24 protein-coding genes are annotated in these 25,629 nt (G+C 73.7%); 16 read left to right on the forward strand and 8 right to left on the reverse strand.

Features of this window, described 5'->3' with window-relative positions; all coding sequences use genetic code 11:
* Positions 1–617 precede the first annotated feature (617 nt).
* Positions 618–1,253 carry a DJ-1/PfpI family protein gene (locus O7618_RS02670; protein ID WP_278104350.1) on the reverse strand — a complete coding sequence of 212 codons (636 nt, stop codon included), beginning with the start codon at positions 1,251–1,253 and terminating at the stop codon, positions 618–620.
* Between the two features lie 173 nt (positions 1,254–1,426).
* Here O7618_RS02670 and O7618_RS02675 point away from each other — a divergent pair, with 173 nt between their 5' ends.
* The gene (locus O7618_RS02675; protein ID WP_278104351.1) at positions 1,427–1,972 is read left to right on the forward strand and encodes an N-acetyltransferase; all 546 of its coding nucleotides are present in this window, start codon (positions 1,427–1,429) and stop codon (positions 1,970–1,972) included.
* Positions 1,973–2,019: 47 nt separating this feature from the next.
* On the opposite strand, the gene O7618_RS02680 is transcribed toward O7618_RS02675, so the two are convergent.
* From O7618_RS02680 to O7618_RS02690, 3 genes are all read right to left on the reverse strand, one after another.
* Positions 2,020–2,505, reverse strand: coding sequence for a roadblock/LC7 domain-containing protein (locus tag O7618_RS02680; RefSeq protein WP_278104352.1), 486 nt, complete (start codon positions 2,503–2,505; stop codon positions 2,020–2,022).
* Positions 2,502–2,873: a hypothetical protein gene (locus tag O7618_RS02685; protein ID WP_269690588.1), complete on the reverse strand. Its 372-nt coding sequence runs from the start codon at positions 2,871–2,873 to the stop codon at positions 2,502–2,504. The genes O7618_RS02680 and O7618_RS02685 overlap by 4 nt, the downstream gene beginning before the upstream one ends.
* 218 nt (positions 2,874–3,091) lie before the next feature.
* The gene (locus O7618_RS02690) at positions 3,092–4,165 is read right to left on the reverse strand and encodes a crosslink repair DNA glycosylase YcaQ family protein (RefSeq protein ID WP_278104353.1); all 1,074 of its coding nucleotides are present in this window, start codon (positions 4,163–4,165) and stop codon (positions 3,092–3,094) included.
* A 50-nt stretch (positions 4,166–4,215) separates the two neighbouring features.
* On the opposite strand from O7618_RS02690, the gene O7618_RS02695 reads away from it, so the two are divergent.
* The 6 genes from O7618_RS02695 to npdG all read left to right on the forward strand — a co-directional run bounded on the left by O7618_RS02695 (position 4,216) and on the right by npdG (position 8,883).
* Positions 4,216–4,548, forward strand: a complete 333-nt coding sequence (locus O7618_RS02695; protein ID WP_278104354.1) for a helix-turn-helix transcriptional regulator — start codon at positions 4,216–4,218, stop codon at positions 4,546–4,548.
* Positions 4,542–5,507, forward strand: a complete 966-nt coding sequence (locus O7618_RS02700; RefSeq protein WP_278104355.1) for a hypothetical protein — start codon at positions 4,542–4,544, stop codon at positions 5,505–5,507. Before O7618_RS02695 ends, O7618_RS02700 begins: the two co-directional genes overlap by 7 nt.
* 168 nt (positions 5,508–5,675) lie before the next feature.
* Positions 5,676–5,879, forward strand: coding sequence for a hypothetical protein (locus tag O7618_RS02705; protein WP_181569665.1), 204 nt, complete (start codon positions 5,676–5,678; stop codon positions 5,877–5,879).
* Positions 5,880–5,955: 76 nt separating this feature from the next.
* On the forward strand, positions 5,956–6,570 hold the full coding sequence (locus tag O7618_RS02710; RefSeq protein WP_278104356.1) for a histone: 615 nt from the start codon (positions 5,956–5,958) through the stop codon (positions 6,568–6,570).
* 110 nt (positions 6,571–6,680) lie between these two features.
* Positions 6,681–8,117, forward strand: a complete 1,437-nt coding sequence (locus O7618_RS02715; RefSeq protein ID WP_278104357.1) for an RNB domain-containing ribonuclease — start codon at positions 6,681–6,683, stop codon at positions 8,115–8,117.
* A gap of 67 nt (positions 8,118–8,184) precedes the next feature.
* Positions 8,185–8,883 (forward strand): NADPH-dependent F420 reductase, encoded by a 699-nt coding sequence (gene npdG, locus O7618_RS02720; protein WP_278104358.1) that lies wholly within the window; start codon positions 8,185–8,187, stop codon positions 8,881–8,883.
* Between the two features lie 67 nt (positions 8,884–8,950).
* On the opposite strand, the gene panB is transcribed toward npdG, so the two are convergent.
* Positions 8,951–9,796 carry a 3-methyl-2-oxobutanoate hydroxymethyltransferase gene (gene panB, locus O7618_RS02725; RefSeq protein WP_278104359.1) on the reverse strand — a complete coding sequence of 282 codons (846 nt, stop codon included), beginning with the start codon at positions 9,794–9,796 and terminating at the stop codon, positions 8,951–8,953.
* A 126-nt stretch (positions 9,797–9,922) separates the two neighbouring features.
* The gene (locus tag O7618_RS02730) at positions 9,923–11,683 is read right to left on the reverse strand and encodes an NAD+ synthase (RefSeq protein WP_278104360.1); all 1,761 of its coding nucleotides are present in this window, start codon (positions 11,681–11,683) and stop codon (positions 9,923–9,925) included.
* A 197-nt stretch (positions 11,684–11,880) separates the two neighbouring features.
* Between O7618_RS02730 and glnA the strand changes: the two genes are divergently transcribed.
* The 6 genes from glnA (at position 11,881) to O7618_RS02760 (ending at position 19,237) form a co-directional block, all read left to right on the forward strand.
* A complete protein-coding gene (glnA, locus tag O7618_RS02735) occupies positions 11,881–13,230 on the forward strand; it encodes a type I glutamate--ammonia ligase (RefSeq protein WP_091572849.1) in 1,350 nt (449 codons plus the stop codon).
* A gap of 81 nt (positions 13,231–13,311) precedes the next feature.
* The gene (locus tag O7618_RS02740) at positions 13,312–13,737 is read left to right on the forward strand and encodes a DUF350 domain-containing protein (RefSeq protein WP_278104361.1); all 426 of its coding nucleotides are present in this window, start codon (positions 13,312–13,314) and stop codon (positions 13,735–13,737) included.
* A gap of 31 nt (positions 13,738–13,768) precedes the next feature.
* Entirely contained in the window at positions 13,769–14,461 is a 693-nt protein-coding gene (locus O7618_RS02745; protein WP_278104362.1) for a YafY family protein, read from the forward strand.
* A gap of 69 nt (positions 14,462–14,530) precedes the next feature.
* Positions 14,531–15,595 (forward strand): hypothetical protein, encoded by a 1,065-nt coding sequence (locus O7618_RS02750; protein WP_278104363.1) that lies wholly within the window; start codon positions 14,531–14,533, stop codon positions 15,593–15,595.
* A 37-nt stretch (positions 15,596–15,632) separates the two neighbouring features.
* Positions 15,633–16,004, forward strand: a complete 372-nt coding sequence (locus O7618_RS02755) for a VOC family protein (protein ID WP_278104364.1) — start codon at positions 15,633–15,635, stop codon at positions 16,002–16,004.
* A gap of 203 nt (positions 16,005–16,207) precedes the next feature.
* Positions 16,208–19,237, forward strand: a complete 3,030-nt coding sequence (locus O7618_RS02760) for a carbohydrate binding domain-containing protein (RefSeq protein ID WP_278104365.1) — start codon at positions 16,208–16,210, stop codon at positions 19,235–19,237.
* 64 nt (positions 19,238–19,301) lie between these two features.
* On the opposite strand, the gene O7618_RS02765 is transcribed toward O7618_RS02760, so the two are convergent.
* A complete protein-coding gene (locus tag O7618_RS02765; RefSeq protein ID WP_278104366.1) occupies positions 19,302–19,748 on the reverse strand; it encodes a hypothetical protein in 447 nt (148 codons plus the stop codon).
* 180 nt (positions 19,749–19,928) lie between these two features.
* Here O7618_RS02765 and O7618_RS02770 point away from each other — a divergent pair, with 180 nt between their 5' ends.
* Positions 19,929–20,843, forward strand: coding sequence for a virginiamycin B lyase (locus O7618_RS02770; RefSeq protein ID WP_278104367.1), 915 nt, complete (start codon positions 19,929–19,931; stop codon positions 20,841–20,843).
* On the opposite strand, the gene O7618_RS02775 is transcribed toward O7618_RS02770, so the two are convergent.
* Positions 20,824–21,753 (reverse strand): LD-carboxypeptidase, encoded by a 930-nt coding sequence (locus O7618_RS02775; RefSeq protein ID WP_278104368.1) that lies wholly within the window; start codon positions 21,751–21,753, stop codon positions 20,824–20,826. The two genes, O7618_RS02770 and O7618_RS02775, sit on opposite strands and share 20 nt — an antisense overlap.
* 66 nt (positions 21,754–21,819) lie before the next feature.
* Here O7618_RS02775 and O7618_RS02780 point away from each other — a divergent pair, with 66 nt between their 5' ends.
* Positions 21,820–22,587: a type 1 glutamine amidotransferase gene (locus O7618_RS02780; RefSeq protein WP_278104369.1), complete on the forward strand. Its 768-nt coding sequence runs from the start codon at positions 21,820–21,822 to the stop codon at positions 22,585–22,587.
* A 1-nt stretch (position 22,588) separates the two neighbouring features.
* Complete coding sequence (locus O7618_RS02785) at positions 22,589–25,612, forward strand: bifunctional [glutamine synthetase] adenylyltransferase/[glutamine synthetase]-adenylyl-L-tyrosine phosphorylase (protein WP_278104370.1); 3,024 nt, start codon at positions 22,589–22,591, stop codon at positions 25,610–25,612.
* Positions 25,613–25,629: the final 17 nt, after the last annotated feature.

A 25,629-nucleotide genomic window follows, 5' to 3' on the forward strand; every position in this document is an offset into this window, starting at 1 on the left:
TCCGGCTTCGCCCCTGGTCAGTGAATTGCAGCGATCTACATCCGGCGTACAGGTCGACTCGTCCGTCGCCCACCAGCTCAGAGCCGCGATCGACGCTCTGAGCTGGTTCTATATCCGGGCGTCGATGGTCGTCGTTGGTCAACTTTGGCCGGCGTTCGACGCCCTGGTCGCTGGCTCAGCAAACCTCGTCCCGGCTTGGCGCATCGGTAACGCGCGGAAGCGATCCGTCCATGGCGCCGCAACAACTCGTGCCACTCTCCTGCCCGACGAGGATCACCTGTGCGGACGAACTCCTCGACAACCTGCCAGGCGCGGTCGAGGTGGAGAACGACGGCCGCAGCACCCGCGAACCCGAGCGTCAGCACCGGGAAGGCGGCGCTGCCCCGTACCCGCGGGACCCGCAGTACCCGACGCCTCCGCCCAGGGCGCGGCCAGTGACCTGGTCCTCTTCTTCTACGGCCGGATACCGCTGGAGTCGTTGAAGTGCGAAGGCCACCGTCGGGTATTCGATCAGCTCGCGGCCCGGGACCCGTCCGGGTGACGCCGACGACACACGATCGGAGCACCTGCCGGTTGGCGGGGGCGGATGTGCTGCCCTTGAGTTGGTCCCCGTGCTGTCAGTACAGGATGGCGTTGCGCCGGGCGCGCAGCGCGTCAACGATCTCGCGGGGTGCCCGGTCGGGTGATCCGGCATGGTAGGGCGGCCGGGGCTCGTACTCGTGCGCGAGTTGAATGGTCTGGGCGACGGCGTCGCCGGCGATCCGTCCGGCGAGGGTGAACGCCAGGTCCAGGCCGGCGGAGACTCCGGCGGCCGTGAGGTACTTGCCGTCGACGACGACGCGCTCGGCGACCGGGGTGGCGCCCAGCGGGGCCAGTTGGTCATGGGCCAGCCAGTGGGTGGTGGCCCGACGTCCGGTGAGGAGGCCGGCGCCGGCGAGCAACAGCGATCCGGTGCACACCGATGCGGTCCAGGTGCTGTGTTCGTCGGCGGCGCGTAGCCACTGGCGTGCCGGACCTTCGATCATCTGGGCGTGCCAGCCCGGCCCGCCGGGCACCACGACGACGTCAGGTCTCGGTACGTCGGCCAGCGTGGCGGTGGCGGTGAGGTGCAGGCTGCCCACCTCGTTGACGACCGGACCCGGGCGATGCGCGACGAACACGGTTTCGGCGCCGGGCAGATGGGACAGCACGTCGTAGGGTCCGACGGCGTCGAGGGCGGTGAACCGTTCGAAAAGAAGGATGGCGATCTGCATCTGGCTTTTCCGGCCCATCTCCGACATGGACAGTGTCTACCACGGTCCCGTAGACACTGTCTATTGCGTCGTCCTTCGGGCACCCGGACGGCCCGCCGCTGGCGGTGCAGCTCGGGGCGGGGCCGCCGGGTATTCGTTTGTGTGTCCGGGGATCCGCCCCCTACCGTCCGGCCATGGCTCTCCGGGAGGAACAGGTCCGCGACCGGCGACACGTCGACGCGTTGCACCGCGAGGCGTTCGGTGACGAGCACGGTGGGGTCGTGGCGCGCCTGGTGGAAGACCTGCGCCGCGACGACCCCGCCGCGTTGTCGCTGGTGGCCGAGGATGCGGACGAGGTCGTGGGGCACGTGATGTTCAGCCGGTGCCGGTTGGACGCGCCCCGGCGGCTCGTCGACGTGGTGTCGCTGAGCCCGCTCGCCGTCGCCCCGCACCGGCAGCGTCGCGGCGTCGGTCGCGCGCTCGTCCGGCAAGGGCTTCGGGAGCTTGACGTACGCGGAGTGCCGCTGGTGTTCCTGGAGGGCGATCCCCGGTACTACTCCCGGCTCGGCTTCGGCCCAGCGGAGGCGCAGGGTTTCCGCAAGCCGTCCCTGCGGATTCCCGACGCCGCCTTCCAGGTGGTGACGTTGTCGGCGTACGAGTCGTGGATGACCGGCACGTTCGTCTACTCGGACACCTTCTGGCGGCACGACTGCGTCGGTCTGCGTGACCAGGCCGGATGAGCCGGCCGCGCCGTACCCGGAAAGGGGCCGGCGCGACCGGCGGCGCGTCAGGGCGCGGTGGGGGTGACGCCGTCGAGCAGGTCGGCGAGGTGGGCGGCGGTGGTCGGGGCGTGCAGGTGCAGGCGGGCCACGTTGATGCTGTCCGTGCCGACCACGGCGAGCAGCGCCTGCTTGCTGACCGCGTAGACGCTGAGGTAGCCGTTCTCGTTGCGGACCGTGGACTGCTGGAAGTCGCCCTGGCCCAGCCGGAACCCGACCTGGCGGCCCAGCCCGAACATGGTCGCCGCCAACGCCGCGAGGTCGTCCGGGCTGGCGTCGTTCTGCAGGTTGTGCGTGATGAGCAGGCCGTCGACGCCACCGAGCACGCAGCCGTGCACGCCGGGGATCTGGATCCGCAGCGCGGACAGTTCCTGCCCGATGGCCGGGTACGGCAGCGCCGGGTTGCCGGCCAGCGAGGGTGGCAGCACGCGCGGCGGCGGCAGGGTGCCGGCCCCGGCCGGCGTGCGGCGGGGGAGTTTGTCCACCCGGCTCACAGCTCCAGGCTCTCCTCGATCGCGCGCAGCTGGTGCCGGGCCATCGCCAGGTTGGCCCGGCTCTTGCTCACCATCAGATAGAGGAACAGGCCCTTGCCGGTGCGGTTGCTCAGCGGCCGGATCAGGTGGTATTGGCTGCCCAGCGTGATGAGGATGTCCTCGATCTCGTCGTCGAGCTTCAGCATCTCGATGGTGCGCAGCTTGGCCCGGACCACGTCGGTGTTGCCGGCGGCGGCGACGGTCAGGTCGACCTCGCCGTTGCCGCCGGCCACGCCGAGGGTCATGCCACTGGTGTAGTCGACGAGCGCGGCGCCGATCGCGCCGTCGATGCTCATCGCGCTCTTCAACGCGACGTCGAGGTTGCCCACGGTGTTCTCCCCAGGGGTCGTCCGGGTGGGCCGGTCGCCGCTCGGGTGTCGTGCGGGCTGACAGCCGGCGCCTCCCGCGAATATGCTCCGTCGAGGCTTGCACAGCAAGGTGCAGCCTGCACGTTGGTGGCCGGTGATCCACCTGGGTGGCTCGCCCACCCGTCCGTCGGTCCCGTAAGTGGGACTTGCCGGCCGATGGTCGATCGTGGAGCCACCTGCTAGGCGGATCCGGCCGGGAGGCGGATGTCGCGCAGGCCCGACCACGACGCGAGCGCGGCCAGTTCCCCGTGGACGGCGGCGGTCAGCTCCGGGGTGAGCGGCACGTCCGGGTGGATGGCGTCGACCCGCAGCACCGACGCCCTGCGGTCGACGGTCGCGTCGACCTTGCCCACCAACCGGTCGTGGTGCAGCACGGGCAGGGCGAAGTAGCCCCAACGCCGCCGCGCCTTCGGCACGTACATCTCCAGCCGGTAGTCGAAGTCGAACAGTTCCCGGGCGCGGACGCGGTCGTGCACCAGCCTGTCGAACGGGGAGAGCAGCGCGGTGCGGCCGGCGAACGGCGTGCCGTCGAGCGCGGCCGGATCGACGCGCCAGCGCCCGGCCGTACCCTCGATCTCCGCCGGCTCGCCGGCGTCGCCCACCACGGTCGGCCGGGCGACGCCGAGCGAGCGCAGCAGCCGCTCGGCCCGCAGCCGGCGTGCCTCGTCCGCCGGGACCGCCGCGGTGGTCGGGTAGACCCGTTCGGCGAGGTCCCAGACCCGTTGGCGGCCCGCTCGCCCGGCGACGGCGATCTCGCCGCGGGCGGCGAGGAACTCCAGCATCTGGGTGACGTTGCGGTTGTTCGTCCAGCCGGTGGACGGCCACGGCACCACGCTGCGGTCCTCGATGTCCCGGCTGAGCCGGGGCCCGGCATCGCGCAGCGCGTCCAGCACGTAACGGTGGAAGTCGGCGTTGGCGGCCAGCCAGTCGCGTCGCCGGGCATCCGTCGGCCAGGCCGACATCTCCGGGCGGTGCAGGCCCAGGTCCGCCATGGGTCGGATCATGGCCCGGTGCTCGAAGAGGCTGCGTTCCCGTTCCAGGGCCCGGACCAGGTCGTCGGGCCGGTAGCCGGCGCCGAGGCGGGTCCAGGCGACCAGGTCGGCGTTGGGTGCGACCGCCGCGGTCGGGTCGATCTGGAGGAAGGTCAGCCGGTCCACCACCGACCGAAGGTCGGTCGGCCGGTGCGCGTCCAGCAACTGGGCGCGTACGGCGACGCGGCGGGCGACGACACGATCGAGGCGGTGCGGGGCCATGGGGGAGAGGTTAACCGCCACCCTATGTAGAGATCCGATATAGTGAGGCGGTGCGACTGACCATTCCGGTGGTGAAGGTGCTCTCGGCGCTGCTCGCCGAGCCCGACGCGGCGCGCTACGGCCTCGACCTGATGCGACTCACCGGCCTGCCCAGCGGGACGCTCTACCCGGTGCTGCACCGCCTCCAGGCGGCGGCCTGGCTCGCCGCCGACTGGGAGGACGTCGACCCGGTCGCCGCCGGTCGGCCGGCCCGTCGCTACTACCGCCTCACCGGTGAGGGGATCCGCGCCGGCCGGCTGGCCCTGGCCGAGCTGCGCGCCCGCGCCCCCGCGGAACGGCCCCACCGGGGTGGCGCCGGCGCGACCGGGGCGGCGGCGTGGTGACCGGGCGAGTGGCCGCGTTCCTGCTGCGCGTGGCGGTGCGCCGCTGGCCGGCGGAGCTGCGGGCCGGACTGGCCCGGGAATGGGCCGCCGAGCTGCACGAGCTGACCCGGACCGGGCGGCGGTGGACGATGCTCCGCTTCGCCGCCAGCCTGGCGGCCAGCCGGGCGGCCACGGCGCCGGACCGGGTTCCGGTGCCCGGGCGGCTGTGGCCCACCGCCGGGGTGTTGCTGCTCGCGCCGCCGGCCTGCGTCGCGGTCATCGTGGTCGCCGCGCTGGTGATGAACCTGGCCTACGGGTGGCTGTCCTTCGGCGTGCTGTGGGCCACGGCGGCGCAGTTGCCGATCTGGTCCGTGGTCGCGGCCGGGCTCGGGGTGCTGCTCGCGCTCGTCGTCACCCGGGCCGCACGCCGGACCGTACGCGTCGGGGCGTTGCCCACCGCGCTCGGCGTGGTTCTGCCGATCGCCGCGACGCTGGCCGTGGTGCTCGGCTGGTTCACCAGCCGAGCGGAGAGCGGGGTGGCGGAGATGGTGCCCGGGCTGCTGCTCTGGCTGGCGCTGCTGGTGCCGGCGCTCTGGGGCGCCGGGGCGCTGGCCCGGCGGGGGCGGACGCGGGCGGCCTGGCTGGTCGGGCTGCTGGGCGCGCTGGTCGCCGCCGACGCGGCGGTGGTGCTCACGGTGGTCTCCACGATCCCGGCGAGCGTGCCCGCCGTCGCCGACCTGCCGCCGGGCTCGGTGGACCGGATCTCCGCGCCGCCGTGGTTGTTCACCTGCCTGACCGACTGGTCGTTCGGGCTGCCCCGCCCGACCGAGTGGGAACGGTTCCTGATCACCGACCAGGTGCTCGTCGAGCCGATGTTCTACCTGGCCTGCACGCCCTACGCGGTGGCGTACGCCATCGCGGTGGCCCGTCCGGCGCGCGCCGCCGCGCCGGCTGCGGAGCCCGCGCCGGTGTCCGCCTGAGGCACACGTCACCGGTCCGGCCGACCGACCCGACGGCCGGCCGGCCCGCCCGCGGCTCTTCCGCCATTCCCCGTCGGAACGGTCCCGACCAGGTCTAATGTGGAGAGGGCGGCGACTATTTGTGGCGTTCCGGTGGCGGCCGGGCGATTCCCGGTGCACAGTGATCGCATGAGCGACGACGGAAGTGGTGGGCACTACTACTGGTGCACGCGACACCACCGGGTCGAGACCGATGCCGACGTGTGCCCCGCGAAGCACGTTCTCGGACCGTACGCCTCGGCCGCCGACGCGGAGAACGCCCTGCAGAAGGTGCAGGAGCGGAACGAAGCGTGGGATGCCGAGGACGCCCGTTGGGCCGGGGAGGGCCGATAGACGGCGCGGGAGGACCGCGTCGAGGTGATCCGTGCTCCGCGAGGGCGGCAGCACGTCCCCAGGAAAGGGAACCGAGATGGCCGTAGCACAGCAGGCCACCCGCCCGGCCGCGAAACGGACGACCGCGAAGAAGACCGGCGCGGGCAGGACGACGACGGTCACCAAGGCGTCGCCGAACGCCTCGGGCGCCGGCGCCGGACGGACGCCGGCCCGGAAGGCGGTCGCGAAGAAGGCAGCCGCCAAGAAGGTCGTGTCGGCGGCGCGTAAGGCACCGGCGTCCAGGACCACCGCCAAGAGCCCGCCCGCCAAGAAGGCCACCGCGAAGAAGACGGCGGCGAAGAAGGCCCCGGCGAAGAAGACGACCGCCGCGAAGAAGACCACCGCGGCCAAGAAGGCGCCGGCGAAGAAGACCACCGGCGCCCGGAAGGTCACCTCGGCGGCGAAGAAGACGACCGCCGCGAAGAAGACCACTGCCGCGAAGAAGGCGCCGGCGAAGAAGACGACCGCCTCGACGCGGCCCGCCGCCGGTAAGACGGCGGCCAAGAAGGCGCCCGCGCGCAAGACCACCACCGCGCGCAAGGCCACCACCGCCGCGAAGAAGACGACCGCGGCCAAGAAGGCGCCGGCCCGCAAGACCATCACCGCGCGCAAGACCACCACCGCCCGCAAGGCGCCCGCCCGTCGGGCCTGAGTGTCAGGAAGGGGCCCTTCCTATACCGAATGCGTTAACCGGGGCCCCTTCCTAACCCGCGGCGCGGCGCCGGTGAGCGGAACGCGCGGAGCACTGTCAGGATTGACCACGTGGTGATCCGACGCGTACTGGCGCCCCGCATCGACTTCGGCGCGCTGCGCCGCGAGCTGGGACTGCCCGAGAGCTTCCCGGCCGCGGCGCAACGCGAGGCCGACACCGCGGCCGCCGCGCCGCTGCCGGCCGTGCCCGACCGGACCGACATCCCGTTCGTCACCGTCGACCCGGCGACCTCGCGCGACCTCGACCAGGCCATGCACCTCACCCGCCGGCCCGGCGGCGGCTACCGCGTGCGGTACGCGATAGCGGACGTGCTCACCCACGTACCCCCGGGTGGTGAGCTGGAGGCCGAGACGTGGCGGCGGGGCCAGACGGTCTACCTGCCCGACGGCAACGTGCCGCTGCACCCGCACACGCTCAGCGAGGGGGCGGCCAGCCTGCTGCCCGACGCCGACCGGGCCGCCGTGCTCTGGACCATCGACCTGGACGCCGACGGCGCCACGGTCGCGGTCGCCCTGGAACGCGCCCGGGTGCGCAGCCGCGCCAAGCTCGACTACGGCGGGGTGCAGCGCGACGCCGACGCCGGCCGCCTGCCCGAGCCGATCGCCCTGCTGCCCGAGATCGGCGCGCTGCTCACCGCCCGCGGGCTGAGCCGGGGCGCGATCAACCTGCCCCTGCCCGAGCAGGACGTCGAGCCCGACGGCGACGGGTGGCGGCTGGTCCTGCGCGGGCCCGGCCCGATGGAGGAGCACAACGCGCAGATCTCGCTGCTCACCGGCATGGCTGCCGCCGACATCATGCTCGCCGGCCGGATCGGTTTGCTGCGCACCATGCCCCGCCCCCGCCCGGAGGCGGTCGAGAAGCTGCGGCTGGCCGCCGGCCCGCTCGGCGTGCCCTGGCCGGACGGCGCCTCGGTCGGTCAGGTGCTCGCCGGGCTGGACGCCTCGCAGCCCCGCGCGGCCGCGTTCGTCGACCAGGCCGCCGAGCTGATGCGCGGGGCGGCGTACACCGCCTTCGACGGCGCGGTGCCCGAGCAGCCGGAGCACGGCGGGGTGGCCGCCGCGTACGCCCACGTCACGGCGCCGCTGCGCCGGCTCGCCGACCGCTACGCCACCGAGGTCTGCCTCGCTCTGCACGAGGGGCGGGAGGTGCCCGCGCACGTCCGGGACGCGTTGCCGAAGCTGCCGGAGGTGATGGCGGCGACCGACCGGACCGCCGGCACGGCCACCCGCGGCGCGATCGAGCTGGCCGAGGCGGTGTTGCTGGCGCACCGGGTGGGGGAGACCTTCGAGGCGGCGGTGCTCGACGTCGACGAGCCCCGACCGGCGAGCAACGGCCGGGCCGGCCGGCCGCCCGGCGGCACGGTCGCGGTCGACGAGCCGCCGGTGCGGGCCCGCTGCACCGGCGAGCTGCCGCTCGGCGAGCGCGTCCGGGTCCGGCTGACGGCCGCCGACCCGGAGGAACGCAAGGTCGCCTTCGAGCGTGCCTGACCGGGCGCGGGGATTCTCACAGCGACTCGACGCGCCGTGCGGCGGCGGGCTTTGCGAGGATGACCGCATGGCTTACGACGCGACCACGCTGCCCGACGTCTCCGGGCTCACCGTCGGCATCATCGGTGGCACCGGCGACCAGGGGCGGGGTCTCGCCTACCGGTTCGCCCGGGCCGGGCAGACCGTGCTGATCGGCTCCCGCGCCACCGACCGGGCCGCCGAGGCCGCCGCCGAGATCGCCGCCCTGCCCGGCGTGCCGGCCGGCGCCCGGGTCTCCGGGGCCGGCAACGAGGAGGTCGCCCGTCGCAGCGACGTGGTGATCGTCGCGGTCCCGTGGGACGGGCACGAGGCGACCGTCGCCGCGCTCGCCGGGCCGCTGGCCGGCAAGATCGTGGTGGACTGCGTCAACCCGCTCGGTTTCGACAAGCAGGGCCCGTACGCGTTGACCGTGGCCGAGGGCAGCGCCGTGCAGCAGGCCGCCGCGTTGCTGCCCGACTCCCGGGTGTGCGCGGCGTTCAACCACGTCAGCGCGCCGCTGCTGGCCGACCCGGAGGTCGACCGGATCGACCTCGACGTGCTGATCTGCACCGAGGACCGGGACCTCGTCGGCGTGGTCGCCGCGCTGGCCGCCCGGATCCCCGGCATGCGCGGCATCTACGCCGGCCGGCTGCGCAACGCCCACCAGATTGAGGCGTTCACCGCGAACCTGATCGCGATCAACAAGCGCCACAAGGCGCACGCCGGCATCCGGGTCACCGATCTCTGAGCAGGCGCCTGTTAAGAAGGGGCCCCTCCTCTACGCCAGGCGTTAAGAAGGGGCCCCTCCTTACATCTCAGAAGGTGTGCTCTGCGGCGGGGAACTCGCCGCCGCGCACCTCGTCGGCGAACCGGCGGGTGGCGTCGGTCAGCGCGCCGGCCAGGTCGGCGTAGCGCTTGACGAAGCGCGGCGCCCGGCCGGTGCGCAGCCCGGCCATGTCCTGCCAGACCAGCACCTGCCCGTCGGTGTCCGGCCCGGCGCCGATGCCGACGGTGGGGATGGACAACTCGCCGGTGACCCGCTTGGCCACCTCGCCGGGCACCATCTCCAGCACCACCGCGAACGCGCCCGCCTCGGCCACCGCCCGGGCGTCGGCGAGCACCTCCTCGGCGGTGTCGCCCCGGCCCTGCACGCGGTAGCCGCCGAGCGTGTGCTCGCTCTGCGGGGTGAAGCCGATGTGCGCCATCACCGGGATGCCCGCGCCGACGATCGCCTCGATCTGCGCGGCGCAGCGCCGCCCGCCCTCCAGCTTGACGGCGTGGCAGCCGCCCTCCTTCATGAACCGCACCGCGGTGCGCAGCGCCTGCGCCGGCCCCTCCTCGTACGAGCCGAACGGCAGGTCGCCGACGATCAGCGAGTGCTTCGTGGCCCGCACCACGGCGCGGACCAGCGGCAGCAACTCCTCGGCGGTCACCGGCAGGGTGGTCTCGTAGCCGAAGACGTTGTTCGCGGCCGAGTCGCCGACCAGCAGCACCGGGATGCCCGCCTGGTCGAAGATCGAGGCGGTGTACTGGTCGTATGAGGTGAGCATGGCCCACCGGTCGCCGCGCTCCTTGGCGGCGATCAGGTCGCGGGTGCGGATCCGCCGGGTGGCCGGCCCGCCGTAGAGGGCGGTCACCTCGGTCGGTGTGGACTCCACCATGACAATCTCCTTCCTCGAGGCCGCGCACGCGGTCCCCGGGTTCCCCGCGATCGTCGCACCGGGTGGCCGGCCGCCGGCAGGTCGGAGTGGAGGAATTCACTCCCGACGCCGGCGGCCCGGGAGCGTTCAGCCGTCCTCGCGCCAGCGGTTGGTGATCGGCAGCCGCCGGTCCCGGCCGAACGCCTTCATGGAGATCTTGGTGCCGGGCGCGGACTGCCGCCGCTTGTACTCGGCGGTATCCACCATCCGCAGCACCTTGTCCACCACCGCCGGGTCGTGGCCGGACTCGATCAGGCCGTCGCGGCCCAGGTCGCCGTCGACGTAGCCGATCAGGATCGGGTCGAGCACGTCGTAGTCGGGCAGCGTGTCGCTGTCGAGCTGGCCGGGGCTCAGCTCGGCCGACGGCGGCTTGCCGATCGAGTTCTCCGGGATCGGCGGGGTCTCACCGCGCCGGGCCGCGTCCGCGTTGCGCCACTTCGCCAGCCGCCACACCAGCGTCTTCCAGACGTCCTTGACCGGGTTGTAGCCGCCCACCGAGTCGCCGTAGAGCGTCGAGTAGCCCACCGCCAGCTCGCTCTTGTTGCCGGTGGTCAGCACCAGGTGGCCCTCCTGGTTCGACAGCGCCATCAGGATCACGCCGCGGACCCGGGCCTGGAGGTTCTCCACCGCCACGCCGGAGAGCGACATGTTGGCCAGGAACGTGTCGACCATCGGCTGGATCGGCTCGATCCGGTAGTCCAGCCCGGTGCGCTTGGCCAGGTCCTCGGCGTCGGTGCGGGAGTGCTCGGAGGAGTGCTGGCTGGGCATCGAGACGCCGACCACCCGCTGCGGGCCGAGCGCGTCCACCGCGAGGGCCGCCGCCACCGCCGAGTCGATGCCGCCGGAGAGGCCGAGCACCACCGACGGGAAGCGGTTCTTGTCGGCGTAGTCGCGCAGGCCCAGCACCAGCGCCTGCCACACCTCGGCCTCGTCGGCGACCGGCTCGATGATCCCGCCGGTCGCGGCCGGCCCCTCGGGCGCGGGCGGGATCGCCGGCACCTCGTGGCGGACCAGCCGCATCCTGTCGGCCAGGTCGGTCGCGCCGCCGGTCGTCTCCGGCGCGGCCGGCAGCTCCACGTCGTGCACCAGCAGGTGCTCGACGAACTGCGGCGCCCGGGCGAGCAGCGTGCCGTCGGCGGCGACGATCAGCGAGTCGCCGTCGTAGACCAGCTCGTCCTGGCCGCCGACCATGTTCACGTACGCGATCGCGGCGCCCGCCTCGGCGGCGCGCCGGCGCACCAGCGGCATCCGGGCGTCGTCCTTGTTCAGCTCGTACGGCGAGCCGTTGATGCTGAGCACCAGCCCGACGCCGGCCTGCCGGGCCACCGCGAACGGGCCGCCGGCCTGCCACAGGTCCTCGCAGATGGTCAGCGCCACGTCCACCCCGCCGACGCGCACCACGGTCAGCGTGTCCCCCGGGACGAAGTAGCGGTCCTCGTCGAACACCCCGTAGTTGGGCAGGTGGTGCTTGAAGTAGGTGGCCACCACCTCGCCACCGTGCAGCAGCGCGGCCGCGTTGCGCGCCCCCCGGCCGGGTTCGGCGTCGGCGCTGACCTGCGGTGGCCCGTCCGCGTCCAGGTAGCCCACCAGGACCGGCAGGTCACCGAGGCCGTCGCCGGCCAGGTCGGCGGCGAGTCGGTGCAGCGCGGCCCGGGACGCGGCGACGAACGAGCGGCGGAAGACCAGGTCCTCGACCGGGTAGCCGGTCACCATCAGCTCGGGGAAGAGGGCGAGCTGGGCGCCGGAGTCGGCGGCCTTGCGGGTCCACGCGCGGACCCGGTCGGCGTTGCCGGTGAGGTCGCCGACCGTCGGGTTGACCTGGCAGAGGGCGAGTCGCAGGGTGGGCATGCCCCCATCTTCCCCCAGCCGTCGCGCCCGCATCCGGCCGCTCGCGGGAGACGCGGGCCACTGTCTCCGAGGGCGGGACACGGCGGGGCGCTGTGCCTCGAAAGGGCGTAACGTCGGTGTAACGAGGCCGGTGGAAACTGAGCGGTCAGCCGGGCCGGCCCGACCGGTGCAGGACGTACGTGTCACGAGGGGTGGATGTGGACCGTCAGCAGGAGTTCGTCCTCCGTACGCTGGAGGAGCGGGACATCCGTTTCGTCCGGCTGTGGTTCACCGACGTGCTCGGCACGCTGAAGAGCGTCTCGGTGGCCCCGGCGGAGCTGGAGGCGGCCTTCGAGGAGGGCATCGGCTTCGACGGCTCGGCGATCGAGGGCTTCGCCCGGGTCTTCGAGTCGGACATGGTGGCCATGCCCGACCCGACCACGTTCCAGGTGTTCCCGTTCGAGGGCGGGGTGAGCGGCGAGAGCGCCCGGATGTTCTGCGACATCCTGCTGCCCGACGGCAGCCCCTCCTGGGCCGACCCGCGGCACGTGCTGCGCCGGATGCTGTCCCGCGCCGCCGACAAGGGCTTCACCTTCTACACCCACCCGGAGATCGAGTTCTTCCTGCTGGAGAACGGCCCGCAGGACGGCTCGGTGCCGGTGCCGGTGGACACCGGCGGCTACTTCGAGCACACCACCCACGCGGTGGCGCGCGACTTCCGCCGCCAGGCGGTGCTGGCGCTGGAGCGGATCGGCATCTCGGTGGAGTTCAGCCACCACGAGGTCGCCCCCGGCCAGCAGGAGATCGACCTGCGCTACGCCGACGCGCTCACCACCGCCGACAACATCATGACGTTCCGGCACGTGGTGAAGGAGGTGGCGCTCTCCACCGGAGTGCAGGCCAGCTTCATGCCGAAGCCGTTCACCGACCAGCCGGGCAGCGGCATGCACACCCACCTGTCGCTGTTCGAGGGGGAGCGCAACGCGTTCCACGACGCCGGCGACCCGATGAAGTTGTCGAAGGTCGCCAAGTCGTTCATCGCCGGGCTGCTCACCCATGCCCGGGAATACACCGCGGTGACCAACCAGTGGGTCAACTCCTACAAGCGGCTCTTCCCGCAGGCGCTGCCGGACCGGATCACCGAGAGCCCGGCGTACGTCTGCTGGGGTCACCTGAACCGGTCCGCGCTGGTCCGCGTGCCGGCCTACGGCAAGCCGAACTCGGCCCGGGTGGAGGTCCGCTCGCTGGACTCGGCGACCAACCCCTACCTGGCGTTCGCGGTCATGCTGGGCGCCGGCCTGAAGGGCATCGAGGAGGGCTACGAGCTGCCCCCGGGCGCGGAGGACGACGTCTGGTCGCTGAGCAGCGCCGAGCGCCGCGCGATGGGCTACGAGGCGCTGCCGGAGAACCTCTCCGAGGCGATCGACGTGATGGCCGGCTCGGAGTTGGTCGCCGAGGTGCTCGGCGAGCACGTCTTCGACTTCTTCCTGCGCAACAAGCGGGCCGAGTGGGAGCAGTACCGCCGCGAGGTCACCCCCTACGAGCGGCAGCACTACCTCTCGCTCTAGATCACGCTGGCGCGGTGCCGCTATCGTCTGCGGCACCGCCCGCGCACCCGCGCCCGGGCGGGCGGAGCCGGGAGGGCGTTCGTGCTGGGAGACCTGCTCAACGGGGCGTGGCAGAGCATCGTGTTCGGGGTGGTCGGGGTGGCGCTGATGGCCGCCGGCTTCGTGCTTGTCGACCTGCTCACCCCCGGCAGGCTGCGGGAGCTGATCTGGGTCCGCCGCAACGGCAACGCCGCGTTGCTGCTCGCCGCCAACCAGCTCGGCATCGCCGGCATCGTCTTCACGGCGGTGCTGACCAGCTACAGCTCGTTCACCAAGGGGCTGGCCTCCACGGTGATCTTCGGGCTGGTCGGCCTGCTGGTGATGGCGCTGGCGTTCGTCGTGCTCGACGTGCTCACCCCGGGCAAGCTGGGCGACGTCATCGCCGCCGACGAGCCGCACCCGGCGGCCCGGGTCAGCGCCGCCACCCACTTCGGCGCCGCGCTGATCGTCTGCGCCTGCATCGCCTGACGCGTCGTACCCCCGGCCTAGGGTGCGTGGGGTGAACCGCACGGATCGTCTCTACGCCCTGGTCGAGGAGTTGCGGGCGGTGTCGCCGCGCCCGCGCAGCGCGCGCTGGCTGGCCCGGCGCTTCGAGGTCAGCACGCGCACCGTCGAGCGCGACATCTCCGCGCTCCAGGCTGCCGGCGTGCCGATCTGGGCCGAGCCGGGGCGCGCCGGCGGCTACGCGGTCGACCGGTCCCGCACGCTGCCACCGGTCAACCTCACCCCGGCCGAGGCGGTGGCGATGGCGGTGGCGCTGCACCGCCTCGGCGGCTCCCCGTTCGCCCCGGCGGCCGGGGCCGCGCTGCGCAAGCTGGTCGCGGTGATGCCGCCCGCCGCGGTGGCCGAGGCGCACCGGCTCGCCGGCCGGGTGCACCTGGTGGGCGACGGACCGGCCACGCCCGTCCCGGCCGCCGTCGCCGACGCGGTCGCCGCCGGGCGGGTGCTGCGCCTGGGATACGCCGACCGGGGCGGCACGGATTCGCTGCGCGACGTGGAGCCGCTTGCCTACCTGGGCAACTCGACGCACTGGTACCTGGTCGCCTGGTGCCGGCTGCGCGACGGGGTGCGTTGCTTCCGCACCGACCGGATCCGCTCGGTGCGCCCGCTGGCCGAGCCGGTGACCCGCGAGCTGCGCCCGGAGGACCTCGACCTCCCGGTAGACCGGGTGCGCCCGCTCCGCCTGGTCTGAAACCCGACAGCGCGGGTTGCCGGCTTCGGTGATCCTGGTGGGTCTGCCGTCCTTCAGGAGGAAACGCCGGTGCCCGACACGCTCAGCTACGCCGACGCCGTACGCCTGCTCGGCGGGGAGAAGAGCACGGTCGTCGACTGGTTCGACAAGCTGACCGGGCGCGAGCTGTTCCCGGAGGCGACCGTCACCGTGGACGAGTGGCGGGCCCAGGTCGGGCTCTGGCGGTCGCAGCTCGGAGCCGACGAGTGGGACAGCCTGGCCGACCTGCTGGCGTTGGAGCGGCGGGGCCGGGCGTCCAGCCGGGACGTGAGGATCTGGGTGGACGATCGGTTCGCCGTGCCACCTGAGCCCGACCTGGGTTGGGTGTCGGGGCTGGCGACCGACAGGCCGGGGCACGGCTATCGCCTACCGGTCGAGCTGCTGGTGCGGTCGCGGCGTGCCGCGCACCTGAGTTGCGACCGGACCGAGGCGCTGCTGGTGCACGCTGTGGAACCGGTGATCGACCAGTTGCACACCCTGCTCACGACGTACCAGTCTCCGGAGGAGGGCGTCGCGCTCTCGGCCGCCCGGGCGCTGTTCACCGCCTGGCTGCTGCCGCTGCGGCCGACGAGCCAACGGCAGCGCCGGGAGGTCTACCTGCGCTGCGCGCGGTTGATCGGGGATGCGGCCGGTCTGGTGGAGGACTGGGATCGGGCCGCCTTCCTGCGACTGCTGCTGGATCGACTGGCGCAGGACCAGGAGGTGTCGCCGGCGGTGGTCGCGGAGGTGCTGCTCGCCTGCCGGGCGACGTTGATGCAGGACCCGAGCGTCGCCACGGTCATGCTGCACTGCGTCGAACGCATGTGGGGCGCCGACGAGGAGGTGGACGACACCCTCGCGCGAGTCGTCGGTCAGGTGGTCAGCGCCCAGGCAGTCTCGGCCGGCCCGCTCCACCCGGCGACGTCGGAGGCGGTGGCACGCCTGCGTGGTCGAGGTGCCCGGTCGGAGCCGCCGGTGATGCTGGCCGAGTTCACGGCTGAGGTACGCCGCGGGTGGTCTGACCCGGCGCACCGACGGGAGCCGACGTCGGGTGCCGACGCCACGGCGAAACACCGACAGGACGCTGTCGTGGACACCCCCGAGGCTGGATCCTGACGACGCCGGCACGGGGCCGGCGCGGCGAGGAGGCAGCATGTCCAGCACGCCCGTGACCTGGTTCGAGATCGGCTCCGACCGCCCGGACGAGGCGCAGCGGTTCTACGCCGACCTGTTCGGCTGGGGCTTCGAGGAGCAGGGCGGCCCGGGTAACTCCTACCGGCAGACCGGAGCCGGTGGCGAGCGGGGGATCGGCGGCGCGATCCGGGGCACCGGTTCCGCCGCCGACAACTACGCGATCTTCTACGCCCAGGTGCCGGACGTGGCGGAGACCTGCCGGCGGGCCGAGGCGGCCGGCGGCACGGTGCTGGCGAAGCCGGTGACCGCGCCGAGCGGCCTGGTGCACGCGCGCCTGCGCGACCCGTCCGGCAACCTGCTCGGCGTCTTCACCCCGCCGGCCGGCGGCTGAGCGCTCCGTGCTCCCGGCTCGGTGGCGGAGCCGGGAGCAAGGAGTTGCGGGGGATGCAAGGGGTTGCGCATACCGTCGATTGTGAACCTCTGGTTTCCGGGGATTGAAGCTGGTAACTTCCTGGCACCACGCGTCGCAAGTTCTTGCAACGCCTTCATCCCCTTGCGTCCGCCGGAGCGGGCCAGGGTGTCAGGAGAGCCGCCATGAGGGGCAGGACCACCACCACCCGCCGCCGGTGGGGCGCGCTCGCGCTCGCCACCGGCGTGCTCGCCGCGCTGCTGCCGTTCACCGCCGCCGCCGCGGCCAACACCGTCACCGTCTACTACCAGCCCCCGGCCGCCTGGGGCGCCGCCGTGAACATCCACTACGGCGTGGACGGGCAGGCCTGGACCGCCGTGCCCGGCGTGCCGATGGACACCGCCTGCGCCGGCTGGCGGCGCAAGACGCTCGACCTCGGCGCCGCCGCCGGCCTCCAGGTCGTCTTCACCAACGGCAGCGGCGTCTGGGACAACAACAACGGCGCCAACTACCGCCTCGGCACCGGCGCGGTCACCGTCGCCGGCGGCCGGATCGGCACCGGCGACCCGTGCGCGACCGCCACCCCGTCGCCGACCCCGTCCGCCACCACCAGCCCCTCGCCGGCGCCGTCCGACATCGCCGGGAACACCGCCGAGGTCTGGTACCACCTCACCCCGCGCGGCTGGAGCGCCGCGAACCTGCACTACCGACCCGCCGGCGGGGCCTGGACCAGCGCGCCGGGTGTGGCCATGGAGACGCGCTGCGCCGGCTGGGCCCGCCGGATCGTCGACCTCGGCGCGGCCGGCGGGCTCACCGCGGCGTTCAACGACACCGCCGGCACCTGGGACAACAACGGCGGCGCCGACTACACCCTGGGCGTCGGGCGCAGCGTCGTCGACAACGGCCGGGTCACCGCCTCCGCCGCCGACCCCTGTGCGCCGGCCGTCCCGGACACCACGCCGCCGTCCGCGCCGGGCGGCCTCACCGCGGTCGCCGACGGGCTGGCGGTCACCCTGAGCTGGACCGCCGCCACCGACGACCGGGGCGTGACCGGGTACGAGCTGACCCGCACCGGCGGCGCCGGGAGCACCACGGTCACCAGCACCACCACCCGGTACGTCGCGTACGACCTGCGGCCCGCCACGGCGTACACCTGGAGCGTGCGGGCGCTCGACGCGGCCGGCAACCGGTCGGCGGCGAGCGCGCCGGCGTCCGCGACCACCGGCGCCGCTCCGGCCGGCGGCGCACCGCTCGGCGGTGACCCGCGCGAGGGCAGCATCTACTTCGTGATGACCGCGCGGTTCGCCGACGGCGACCCGGCCAACGACCGGGGCGGCAGCCAGCACGTGGCCTCCGGCAACGCCGCAAACGGCGACCCGATGTTCCGGGGCGACTTCAAGGGGCTGGTCGACAAGCTCGACTACATCAAGGCGCTCGGGTTCTCGGCCATCTGGATCACGCCGGTGGTGCTCAACCGCTCCGACTACGACTACCACGGCTATCACGGGTGGGACTTCTACCGCGTCGATCCGCGGCTGGAGAGCGCAGGTGCGTCCTACCAGGACCTGATCAACGCGGCGCACGCCAAGGGCATCAAGATCTTCCAGGACGTGGTCTACAACCACAGCTCCCGCTGGGGCGCCAAGGGCCTGTTCACGCCCACCGTCTACGGGACCCGCGACGACCAGTGGAAGTGGTACTACGACCAGCCGCAGGCCGGCCGGGAGTACGACCCGATGGTCGAGGCGACCGGGAACGACCCGGCGCTCACCCCGGCGCAGAACGCCAAGGCCAAGGGCCGGCCGTACAACGGCGACGTGTGGTCGTCCGCCGCGCCCACCGGGAACACGTGCCTGAACTGGGGTACGCCCACCGGCGGGCGCAGCCCCGAGGGATACACGCTCTACAACTGTCAGTGGCCCACCCCGACCAGCAAGTTGTTCCCGGCCGACAAGTACCACCAGTGCTGGATCGGCAACTGGGAGGGCGAGGACGCGCGGAGCTGCTGGCTGCACGAGGACCTGGCCGACTTCAACACCGAGAACGCGGCCGTGCAGGAATACCTGATCAACGCGTACAACCGGTTCATCGACATGGGGGTGGACGGCTTCCGCATCGACACCGCCGTGCACATTCCCCGGGTCACCTGGAACCGGCGCTTCCTGCCCGCCATCCAGCAGCACGCCGTGTCCCGGTTCGGCGCGAAGGGCAAGGACTTCTACGTCTTCGGCGAGGTCGCCGCGTTCGTCAACGACAAGTGGAACCGCGGCTCGGTCAACCACTCCGCCCAGTTCTTCACCTGGAAGGAGCGCAAGGAGTACAGCCCGGACGACGTGCGGGCCGCGATCGAGCAGTACGACTACGAGCAACTGCTCGGCCCGGCCGGACAGCCCACCACCGACAACGCGTTCCTGCGCGGCAACGCGTACCACGCGCCGGACCACTCGAAGTTCTCCGGCATGAACGTGATCGACATGCGCATGCACATGAACTTCTCCGACGCCGGCAACGCGTTCGGCAACGGCAAGGACTCCGACGACAGCTACAACGACGCCACCTACAACGTGGTCTACGTCGACAGCCACGACTACGGGCCGAACAAGTCGTCGACCCGCTACACCGGTGGCACCGACGCGTGGGCGGAGAACATGAGCCTGATGTGGACGTTCCGCGGCATCCCGACGCTCTACTACGGCTCCGAGATCGAGTTCCAGAAGGGCGCCCGGATCGACTGCGGGCCGACCTGCCCGCTCGCCACCACGGGCCGCGCCTACTACGGCGACCACCTGGCCGGCACGGTCACCGCCGCCGGCTTCGGGGTGGTCGGCTCGGCCAGCGGGACGGTGGCCACCACGCTCGCCCAGCCGCTGGTCAGGCACGTGCAGCGGCTCAACCTGATCCGGCGGGCCGTGCCGGCGCTGCAGAAGGGGCAGTACTCGACCGAGGGCGTCAGTGGCGTGATGGCCTACAAGCGGCGCTTCACCGAGGGCGCGGTGGACAGCTTCGCGCTGGTCACCGTCTCCGGCGGCGCCACGTTCCGGGGCGTGCCGAACGGTCGGTACACCGACGCCGTGACCGGCGACGTGCGCACGGTCACCGACGGCACGCTCACCGCCGCGGTGAGCGGCAAGGGCAACCTGCGCGTCTACGTGCTCGACCTGCCCGGCAACCCCGCGCCGGGGAAGGTCGGCGCGGACGGTCCGTACCTGCGCTGACCGCCGGCGCGTGTTAAGCGGGGCCCCCTCCTATGCCGAAAGCGTTAAGAGGGGGCCCCTCCTTTCACTTGTGCCAGTTGCGGTGGGTCATGCCGCCGGGGCCGGGGAACACGCCGGACTCGGCGGCCTTGAGCACCGCGTCGGCCTGCTCCTGGGTCAGCTTGCCGTCCCTGACGGCCTGGTCGAGCCGGCCCTTCAGCGCGGCCTGCCGGTCCTGCGCCGACGGCGGCGTCGGCCGCTCCGGGCGGTCGGCCTGGCGCTGCTCGCGCAGCTTCTCCAGCGCCGCCGTCACCTTGTCGGCCGGCACGCCCAACTCCTTGGCGAGCGCGTCGGCGAACTCGGCCTGCCGGTCGGCGTACCGCTGCTGGCGGTCGCCGCCCTGGTCGGTGCTCGCGCCGGCGCTCGGGCCCTTGTCGTCTGCGAGCGCCACCGTCGGGGCGGCGATCCCGACGCCGAGCACCCCGGCGGCGGCCAGGCCGACCAGCAGGCGCTTCCTCGTCGTGCGGATCATGCGGATCTCCTTTTCGGTGGTGGTGCGATGACGTCACCGACAGTGACCGCTGGAGCTGGGGGCAACCCATGGCGAACCTGTCAGCGAGCTGGCAATCCGGAGCGGGGATCCGGACAAAAACGGTTGCGCGGTCACCGTGGCGGTCGGAAGGGTGGGCGGAATCCCGACGAAAGGCGCCTCATGACACAGCCCGTCATCCGCGAGGTCCCGCTGACCGGGCCGGGCTCCGGCCCGTACGCGATCACGGTCGGGCCGGACGGCGCGCTCTGGCTGACGCTGGCCGGCTCCGGCGGCGTCGCCCGGCTGGGCCTCGACGGTGTGGTGCGGACCTACCGCGCCGACCCGCCGGAGAGCCGCCCGCTGATCATCACCACCGGGCCGGACGGCGCGCTCTGGTACACCCGCTCCGGCGACCACCGGCTCGGCCGGATCACCGTCGACGGCGAGAGCGGTTCGGTGGCGCTGCCGCCCGGCTGCGCCCCGTGCGGCCTGGCGACCGGCCCGGACGGCGCGCTCTGGTACGCCGGAATGGGCGACGACACGGTCGGGCGGGTGAGCGTGGACGGGGAGGTCAGCACGTTCCCGTTGCCGGTCGCCAAGGGTTTCCCGTCGATGCTGGCCACCGGCCCGGACGACGCCCTCTGGCTCACGCTCAACCAGGCGAACGCGATCGCCCGGGTCGGCCTGGACGGGTCGGTGACGTTGCACCCGTTGCCCACCGAGGCCGCCGGGCCGGTCGGCATCACCGGTGGCGGTGACGGCGCGCTCTGGTTCGTCGAGATCGCCGCCGGGCAGCTCGGCCGGATCACCCCCGACGGGCGGATCGACGAGTTTCCGCTGCCCGACCGGGCGGCCCGCCCGCACGCGATCGTCGCCGACCCGGCCGGCGGCTGCTGGTTCACCGAGTGGGCCGCGAACCGCCTCGGCCACGTCGCCCCCGACGGCACGTTCACCCACCACACCCTGCCCACCGCGCGTTCCGAACCCCACGGCCTCACGCTCACCCCCGACGCCTCGGTCTGGGTCGCCCTGGAAACCGGCGCGGTGGCCCACCTCAGCGCGGCGCGCGGCGCGGTCAACGGACGGCGGGGGTGACCGTGAGGGTGGCGGTGGTGGTGTCCAGGGTGGCCCGGGTGTGCACCGGGACGGTGAGCTGGTCGGGGCCGTGGCCGACGGGCAGACCGCCGAGGACCGGCACGCCCAGGTCGCCCAGGCGGTCGGTGAGCACGTCGACGATCGTGGTGTCCCAGCCGTCGGCGCACTCGGTGAACTGGCCGACCGCCACCCCGGCGAGCCCGGTCAGCGCCCCGCACCGGCGCAGGTGCGTGAGCATCCGGTCGACCTTGTAGGGCGGTTCCTGCACCTCCTCCACCAGCAGGATCGCGCCGGTGAGGTCCGGCATGTCCGGGGTGCCGACCGACGCGGTGATCAGGCACAGGTTGCCGCCGATCAGCCGGCCCTCGGCCCGCCCGGGCACCCGCACCGGATACGTCTCCTCCGCCTCGACCGCCGCCACGGTCACCGGTTCGGTGGTCATCAGCGCGGCGTGCAGCGACTCCGCCGAGCGCAGCGGGGTGCGCTCGTCCCGCCAGGCGGCGCCGGGACCGTGCACCCCGGCCAGCCGGGCGCCCCGCCAGAGCGCGAACTGCAACGCGGTGATGTCGGAGAAGCCGGCCACCACCTTCGGGTCGCGGCGCACCGCCGCCATGTCGATCAGGTCGACCACCCGCTGCGCGCCGTAGCCGCCCCGGGTGCAGATCACGCCGCGGATCTCCGGGTCGGCGAACGCCGCGTTCAGGTCGTCGGCCCGCAGCGCGTCGTCGCCGGCCAGGTAGCCCCGCCGGGCGTACGCGTTCGGCGCGGGCACCGGCCGGAGGCCCCAGCCGGTGAGCAGCTCGATGCCGCGGGCCACCCGTTCCGGACGGGTCGGTCCGGACGGCGACACCAGCATCACCGCGTCGCCGGGACGCAGGGCCGGTGGGCGCAGGCAGTCGTCGGTGGGCACGACCGCGAGCCTAACGCCGCCGAGCCGGACCGCCCGCGCGCGGGCGTACCGGCTAGCCTCGACGTCGTGGCGACCGCGCTGGTGATCGAGAACGACCCGACCGACGACCTCCGCCGCCTGGGGGAGTGGCTCACCGAAGGGGGGTTGGAGCTGCGCGTCCTGCGCCCGCACGCGGGCGACGCGCTCCCCGCCGACCTCGACGGGTACGCCGCCCTCGTGGTGCTCGGCGGCGACCAGCAGGCCTATCCGCTGGCCGACAACAGCCCGGGCGCGCCCTGGTTCCCGGCGCTGGAGGGGCTGCTGCGCAAGGCGGTCCGCCACCGGCTGCCCACGCTGGCGATCTGCCTGGGCGCGCAGTTGCTCGCCACCGCGCACGCCGGCCGGGTCGAGCGCAGCCCGTCCGGGCCGGAGATCGGCCCCACCGTGGTGGGCCGGCGCGACGCCGCCGAGACCGACCCGCTGTTCCGCTACGTGCCGCTGATGCCCGACGTGCTCCAGTGGCACGCCGACGAGATCACCGAACTGCCGCACGGGGCGACGCTGCTCGCCGCGTCCACCCGCTACCCGCACCAGGCGTTCCGCCTGGGCGACCGGGCCTGGGGCTTGCAGTTCCACATCGAGTGCGACACCGCGATGATCGCCGAGTGGTCCCGCGACTCGGCCACGCTGGCCGAGCTGGGCTACGACCCGGAGCTGGTGGTGGCCGCCTGCGACCGGGCGATGGCCGACGTCGAGGAGGCCTGGCAACCGTTCGCGATCCGGTTCGCCGCCCTCGCGCTCGGCGAGCTGGGTGACGACAGCCCGCGTCGCAGCCTCCCGCTGCTCGGGGCGTGAGGTGACCCGGCCGGCCCGCGGGCGCCTGGCCCGCTACGGCTTCGCCGAGGGCGACGGCGCCACCCGCGCCGCCGACCTGCTCGGCCCGGACGGGCTCGACCTGTGGCGCCCGGACACCCAGGAACCGGCCGACGACCGGGCCGCCGAGCTGCTCACCGCGCTGTCCCGGGCCGCCGACCCGGACCTGGCGCTGCGCCAGCTGCACCGGCTGGTCGAGTCGGAGCGGCGCACCGGCGGCGGCGTGGCGATCCGCGACGCGCTCGCCGCTGACCCGGGGCTGCGCCGCCGGCTGGTCGCGGTGCTCGGCGCCTCCTCGGCCCTCGGCGACCACCTGGTCGCCAACCCCGGGCAGTGGGCGGTGCTGGCCACCGAGCCGGACGGGCTCGCACCGACCGCCGACGGCCGGCTCGATCTGGGCGCCGCCGCCAAGCTGACCACTGTCACCGGCGCGGTGCCGCTGCTACGCCAGGCGTACCGGTTGGCGCTGCTGCGGATCGCGGCGGCCGACCTGACCGGTGGGCGCGGCCTGGAGCAGACCATGGCCGCGCTCTCCGGCCTCGCCGACGCGACTCTCTCCGCCGCCTACGACATCGCCGTCGACGAGCTGCCCGAGGGCACGGCCCGGCCCCGGCTCGCCGTGGTGGCGATGGGCAAGTGCGGTGGCGACGAGCTGAACTACGTCTCCGACGTCGACGTCATCTTCGTCGCCGCCGGCGACGACGACCTGACCGCGGCCACCCAGGTCGCCACCCGGTTGATCGGTGTCTGCGGGCTGGTCGCCTGGCCGGTGGACGCGGCGCTGCGCCCGGAGGGCAACCGTGGACCGCTGGTCCGCACGCTCGCCAGCCACCTGGCCTACTACCGCCGCTGGGCCCGCACCTGGGAGTTCCAGGCACTGCTCAAGGCCCGCCCGGCGGCCGGCGACCTGGAGCTGGCCCGGGAGTGGATCGCGGCGCTCGCCCCGCTGGTCTGGACCGCGGCCGAGCGGCCGGAGGCGGTCTCCGACGTCCGGTCGATGCGCCGCAAGATCCTCGACAACGTCCCGCCTAAGGAGGCGGAACGCGAGATCAAGCGCGGTCCGGGTGGGCTGCGTGACATCGAGTTCGCCGTGCAGCTCCTCCAGCTCGTGCACGGTCGCGGTGACGAGTCGCTGCGCGTGCCGGGCACCGTGCCGGCGCTGCGGGCCCTGGTCGCCGGCGGTTATGTGGGCCGCGCCGACGGCGAGGCGCTGCTGCGCGGCTACCGCTTCCTGCGCGCCGTCGAGCACCGGCTCCAGCTCCAGGGCCTGCGCCGCACCCACACCGTGCCGACCGAGCCGGCCGCGCTGCGCTGGCTCGCCGCCGCGCTCGGCCACACGGCCACCCCGGGCCGCAGCGCCGTCGAGGAGTTCCGCGCCGAGTGGGTCACCCACGCCAGCGAGGTACGCCGGCTGCACGCCAAACTGCTCTACCGGCCGCTGCTGGAGTCGGTGGCCCGGGTGCCGGCCGAAGGGTTACGCCTCACGCCCGAGGCGGCCCGGCACCGGCTGGAGGTGCTCGGCTTCGCCGACCCGGCCGGCGCGCTGCGACACCTCCAGGCACTCACCGGCGGCGTCAGCCGCACCGCCGCGATCCAGCGCACGCTGCTGCCGGTGCTGCTCGACGAGTTCGCCGACGCCCCGGAGCCGGACCGGGGGCTGCTCAACTACCGGCAGGTGTCCGACAAGCTCGGCAGCACCCCCTGGTACCTGCGCCTGCTGCGCGACTCCGGCCCGGTGGCGCGCCGGCTGGCCCGGGTGCTCTCCTCCTCCCGCTACGCCGCCGACCTGCTGGCCCGCGAGCCCGAGGCGTTGCGGCTGCTGGCCGAGGACAGCGAACTGACGCCACGCCCCCGGGAGACCCTCGTCGAGGGCTTCGTCGCCGCGGCGGCCCGGCACGACGACCCGGTCGAGGCCACCCGGGCGGTCCGCGCGTTGCGCCGCCGCGAGCTGGTCCGGATCGCCGCCGCCGACGTGCTCAGCCGGGCCGGCTCGCTCGCCCCGCTCACCCCGCGCCCGGTCGGCGGCGGGGAACGCCGGCCCACCGTGGTCGACGTGACCGCCGTCGGCACCGCGCTCTCCCACGTCACCGACGCCACAGTGGCCGCCGCGCTGCGCGCCGCCCGCGCCGCCCAGCCCGGGCCGCCGGGGCTGCGCTTCGCGGTGATCGGCATGGGCCGCCTCGGCGGGTACGAGTCGAACTACCTCTCCGACGCCGACGTGCTCTTCGTCTACGACCCGCCGCCGGGGGTGGCGGAGAGCGCGGCCAGCGCCGCCGCGCACGCCATCGCCGAGGAGCTGCGCCGGCTGCTCTCCGCGCCCGCCCCCGACCCGCCGCTCGGCGTCGACGCCGACCTGCGCCCGGAGGGCCGGCAGGGCCCGCTGGTCCGCAGCCTGGCCGCCTACGCGCAGTACTACGCGCGCTGGTCGCGGGTGTGGGAGGCGCAGGCGTTGCTGCGGGCCCGGTTCGTCTGCGGCGACGCCGAGCTGGGCGCCGAGTTCGAGGCGATGATCGAGCCGGTGCGCTACCCGGCCGACGGGCTGACCCGCGAACAGATGGTGGAGATCCGCCGGATCAAGGCGCGGGTGGAGACCGAGCGGCTGCCCCGGGGCGCCGACCCGGCCACCCACACCAAGCTGGGCCGGGGCGGTCTGGCCGACGTCGAGTGGGCGGTGCAGTTGCTCCAGCTCCGGCACGCCGGCCGGCTGCCCGCGCTGCGCGGCACCCGTACCCTCGACGCCCTCGCCGCGGCCCGCGAGGCCGGCCTGCTCGACCCCGACGAGGCGGCCGAACTGGCCGCCGGCTGGACGCTCGCCGCGCAGGTCCGCGACGCGCTGATGCTGGTGCGCGGTCGTCCCGGTGACCAACTGCCCCGGCACGGGGTGGAGCTGGCCGGGGTGGTGCGCCTGCTCGGCCGCGACGACCCGGGCGAGTTCCTCGACGACTACCTGCGCGTCGGGCGCCACTCCCGCACCGTCGTCCAGCACATCCTCGAAGCCCCCCTGTAAGGAGGGGCCCCCTGTTA

It is taken from the genome of Micromonospora sp. WMMD980 (assembly GCF_029626035.1).
Classification (GTDB): Bacteria; Actinomycetota; Actinomycetes; order Mycobacteriales; family Micromonosporaceae; genus Micromonospora.

Coding starts and splice junctions, on each gene's coding strand:
- O7618_RS02690 (WP_278104353.1), bottom strand. CDS start 4,165: ATGGCCCCGCACCGCCTCGATCGTGTCGTCGCCCGCCGCGTCGCCGTA.
- O7618_RS02770 (WP_278104367.1), top strand. CDS start 19,929: ATGACACAGCCCGTCATCCGCGAGGTCCCGCTGACCGGGCCGGGCTCC.
- O7618_RS02710 (WP_278104356.1), top strand. CDS start 5,956: ATGGCCGTAGCACAGCAGGCCACCCGCCCGGCCGCGAAACGGACGACC.
- panB (WP_278104359.1), bottom strand. CDS start 9,796: ATGGTGGAGTCCACACCGACCGAGGTGACCGCCCTCTACGGCGGGCCG.
- O7618_RS02730 (WP_278104360.1), bottom strand. CDS start 11,683: ATGCCCACCCTGCGACTCGCCCTCTGCCAGGTCAACCCGACGGTCGGC.
- O7618_RS02670 (WP_278104350.1), bottom strand. CDS start 1,253: ATGCAGATCGCCATCCTTCTTTTCGAACGGTTCACCGCCCTCGACGCC.
- O7618_RS02765 (WP_278104366.1), bottom strand. CDS start 19,748: ATGATCCGCACGACGAGGAAGCGCCTGCTGGTCGGCCTGGCCGCCGCC.
- O7618_RS02705 (WP_181569665.1), top strand. CDS start 5,676: ATGAGCGACGACGGAAGTGGTGGGCACTACTACTGGTGCACGCGACAC.
- npdG (WP_278104358.1), top strand. CDS start 8,185: ATGGCTTACGACGCGACCACGCTGCCCGACGTCTCCGGGCTCACCGTC.
- O7618_RS02755 (WP_278104364.1), top strand. CDS start 15,633: ATGTCCAGCACGCCCGTGACCTGGTTCGAGATCGGCTCCGACCGCCCG.
- O7618_RS02675 (WP_278104351.1), top strand. CDS start 1,427: ATGGCTCTCCGGGAGGAACAGGTCCGCGACCGGCGACACGTCGACGCG.
- O7618_RS02760 (WP_278104365.1), top strand. CDS start 16,208: ATGAGGGGCAGGACCACCACCACCCGCCGCCGGTGGGGCGCGCTCGCG.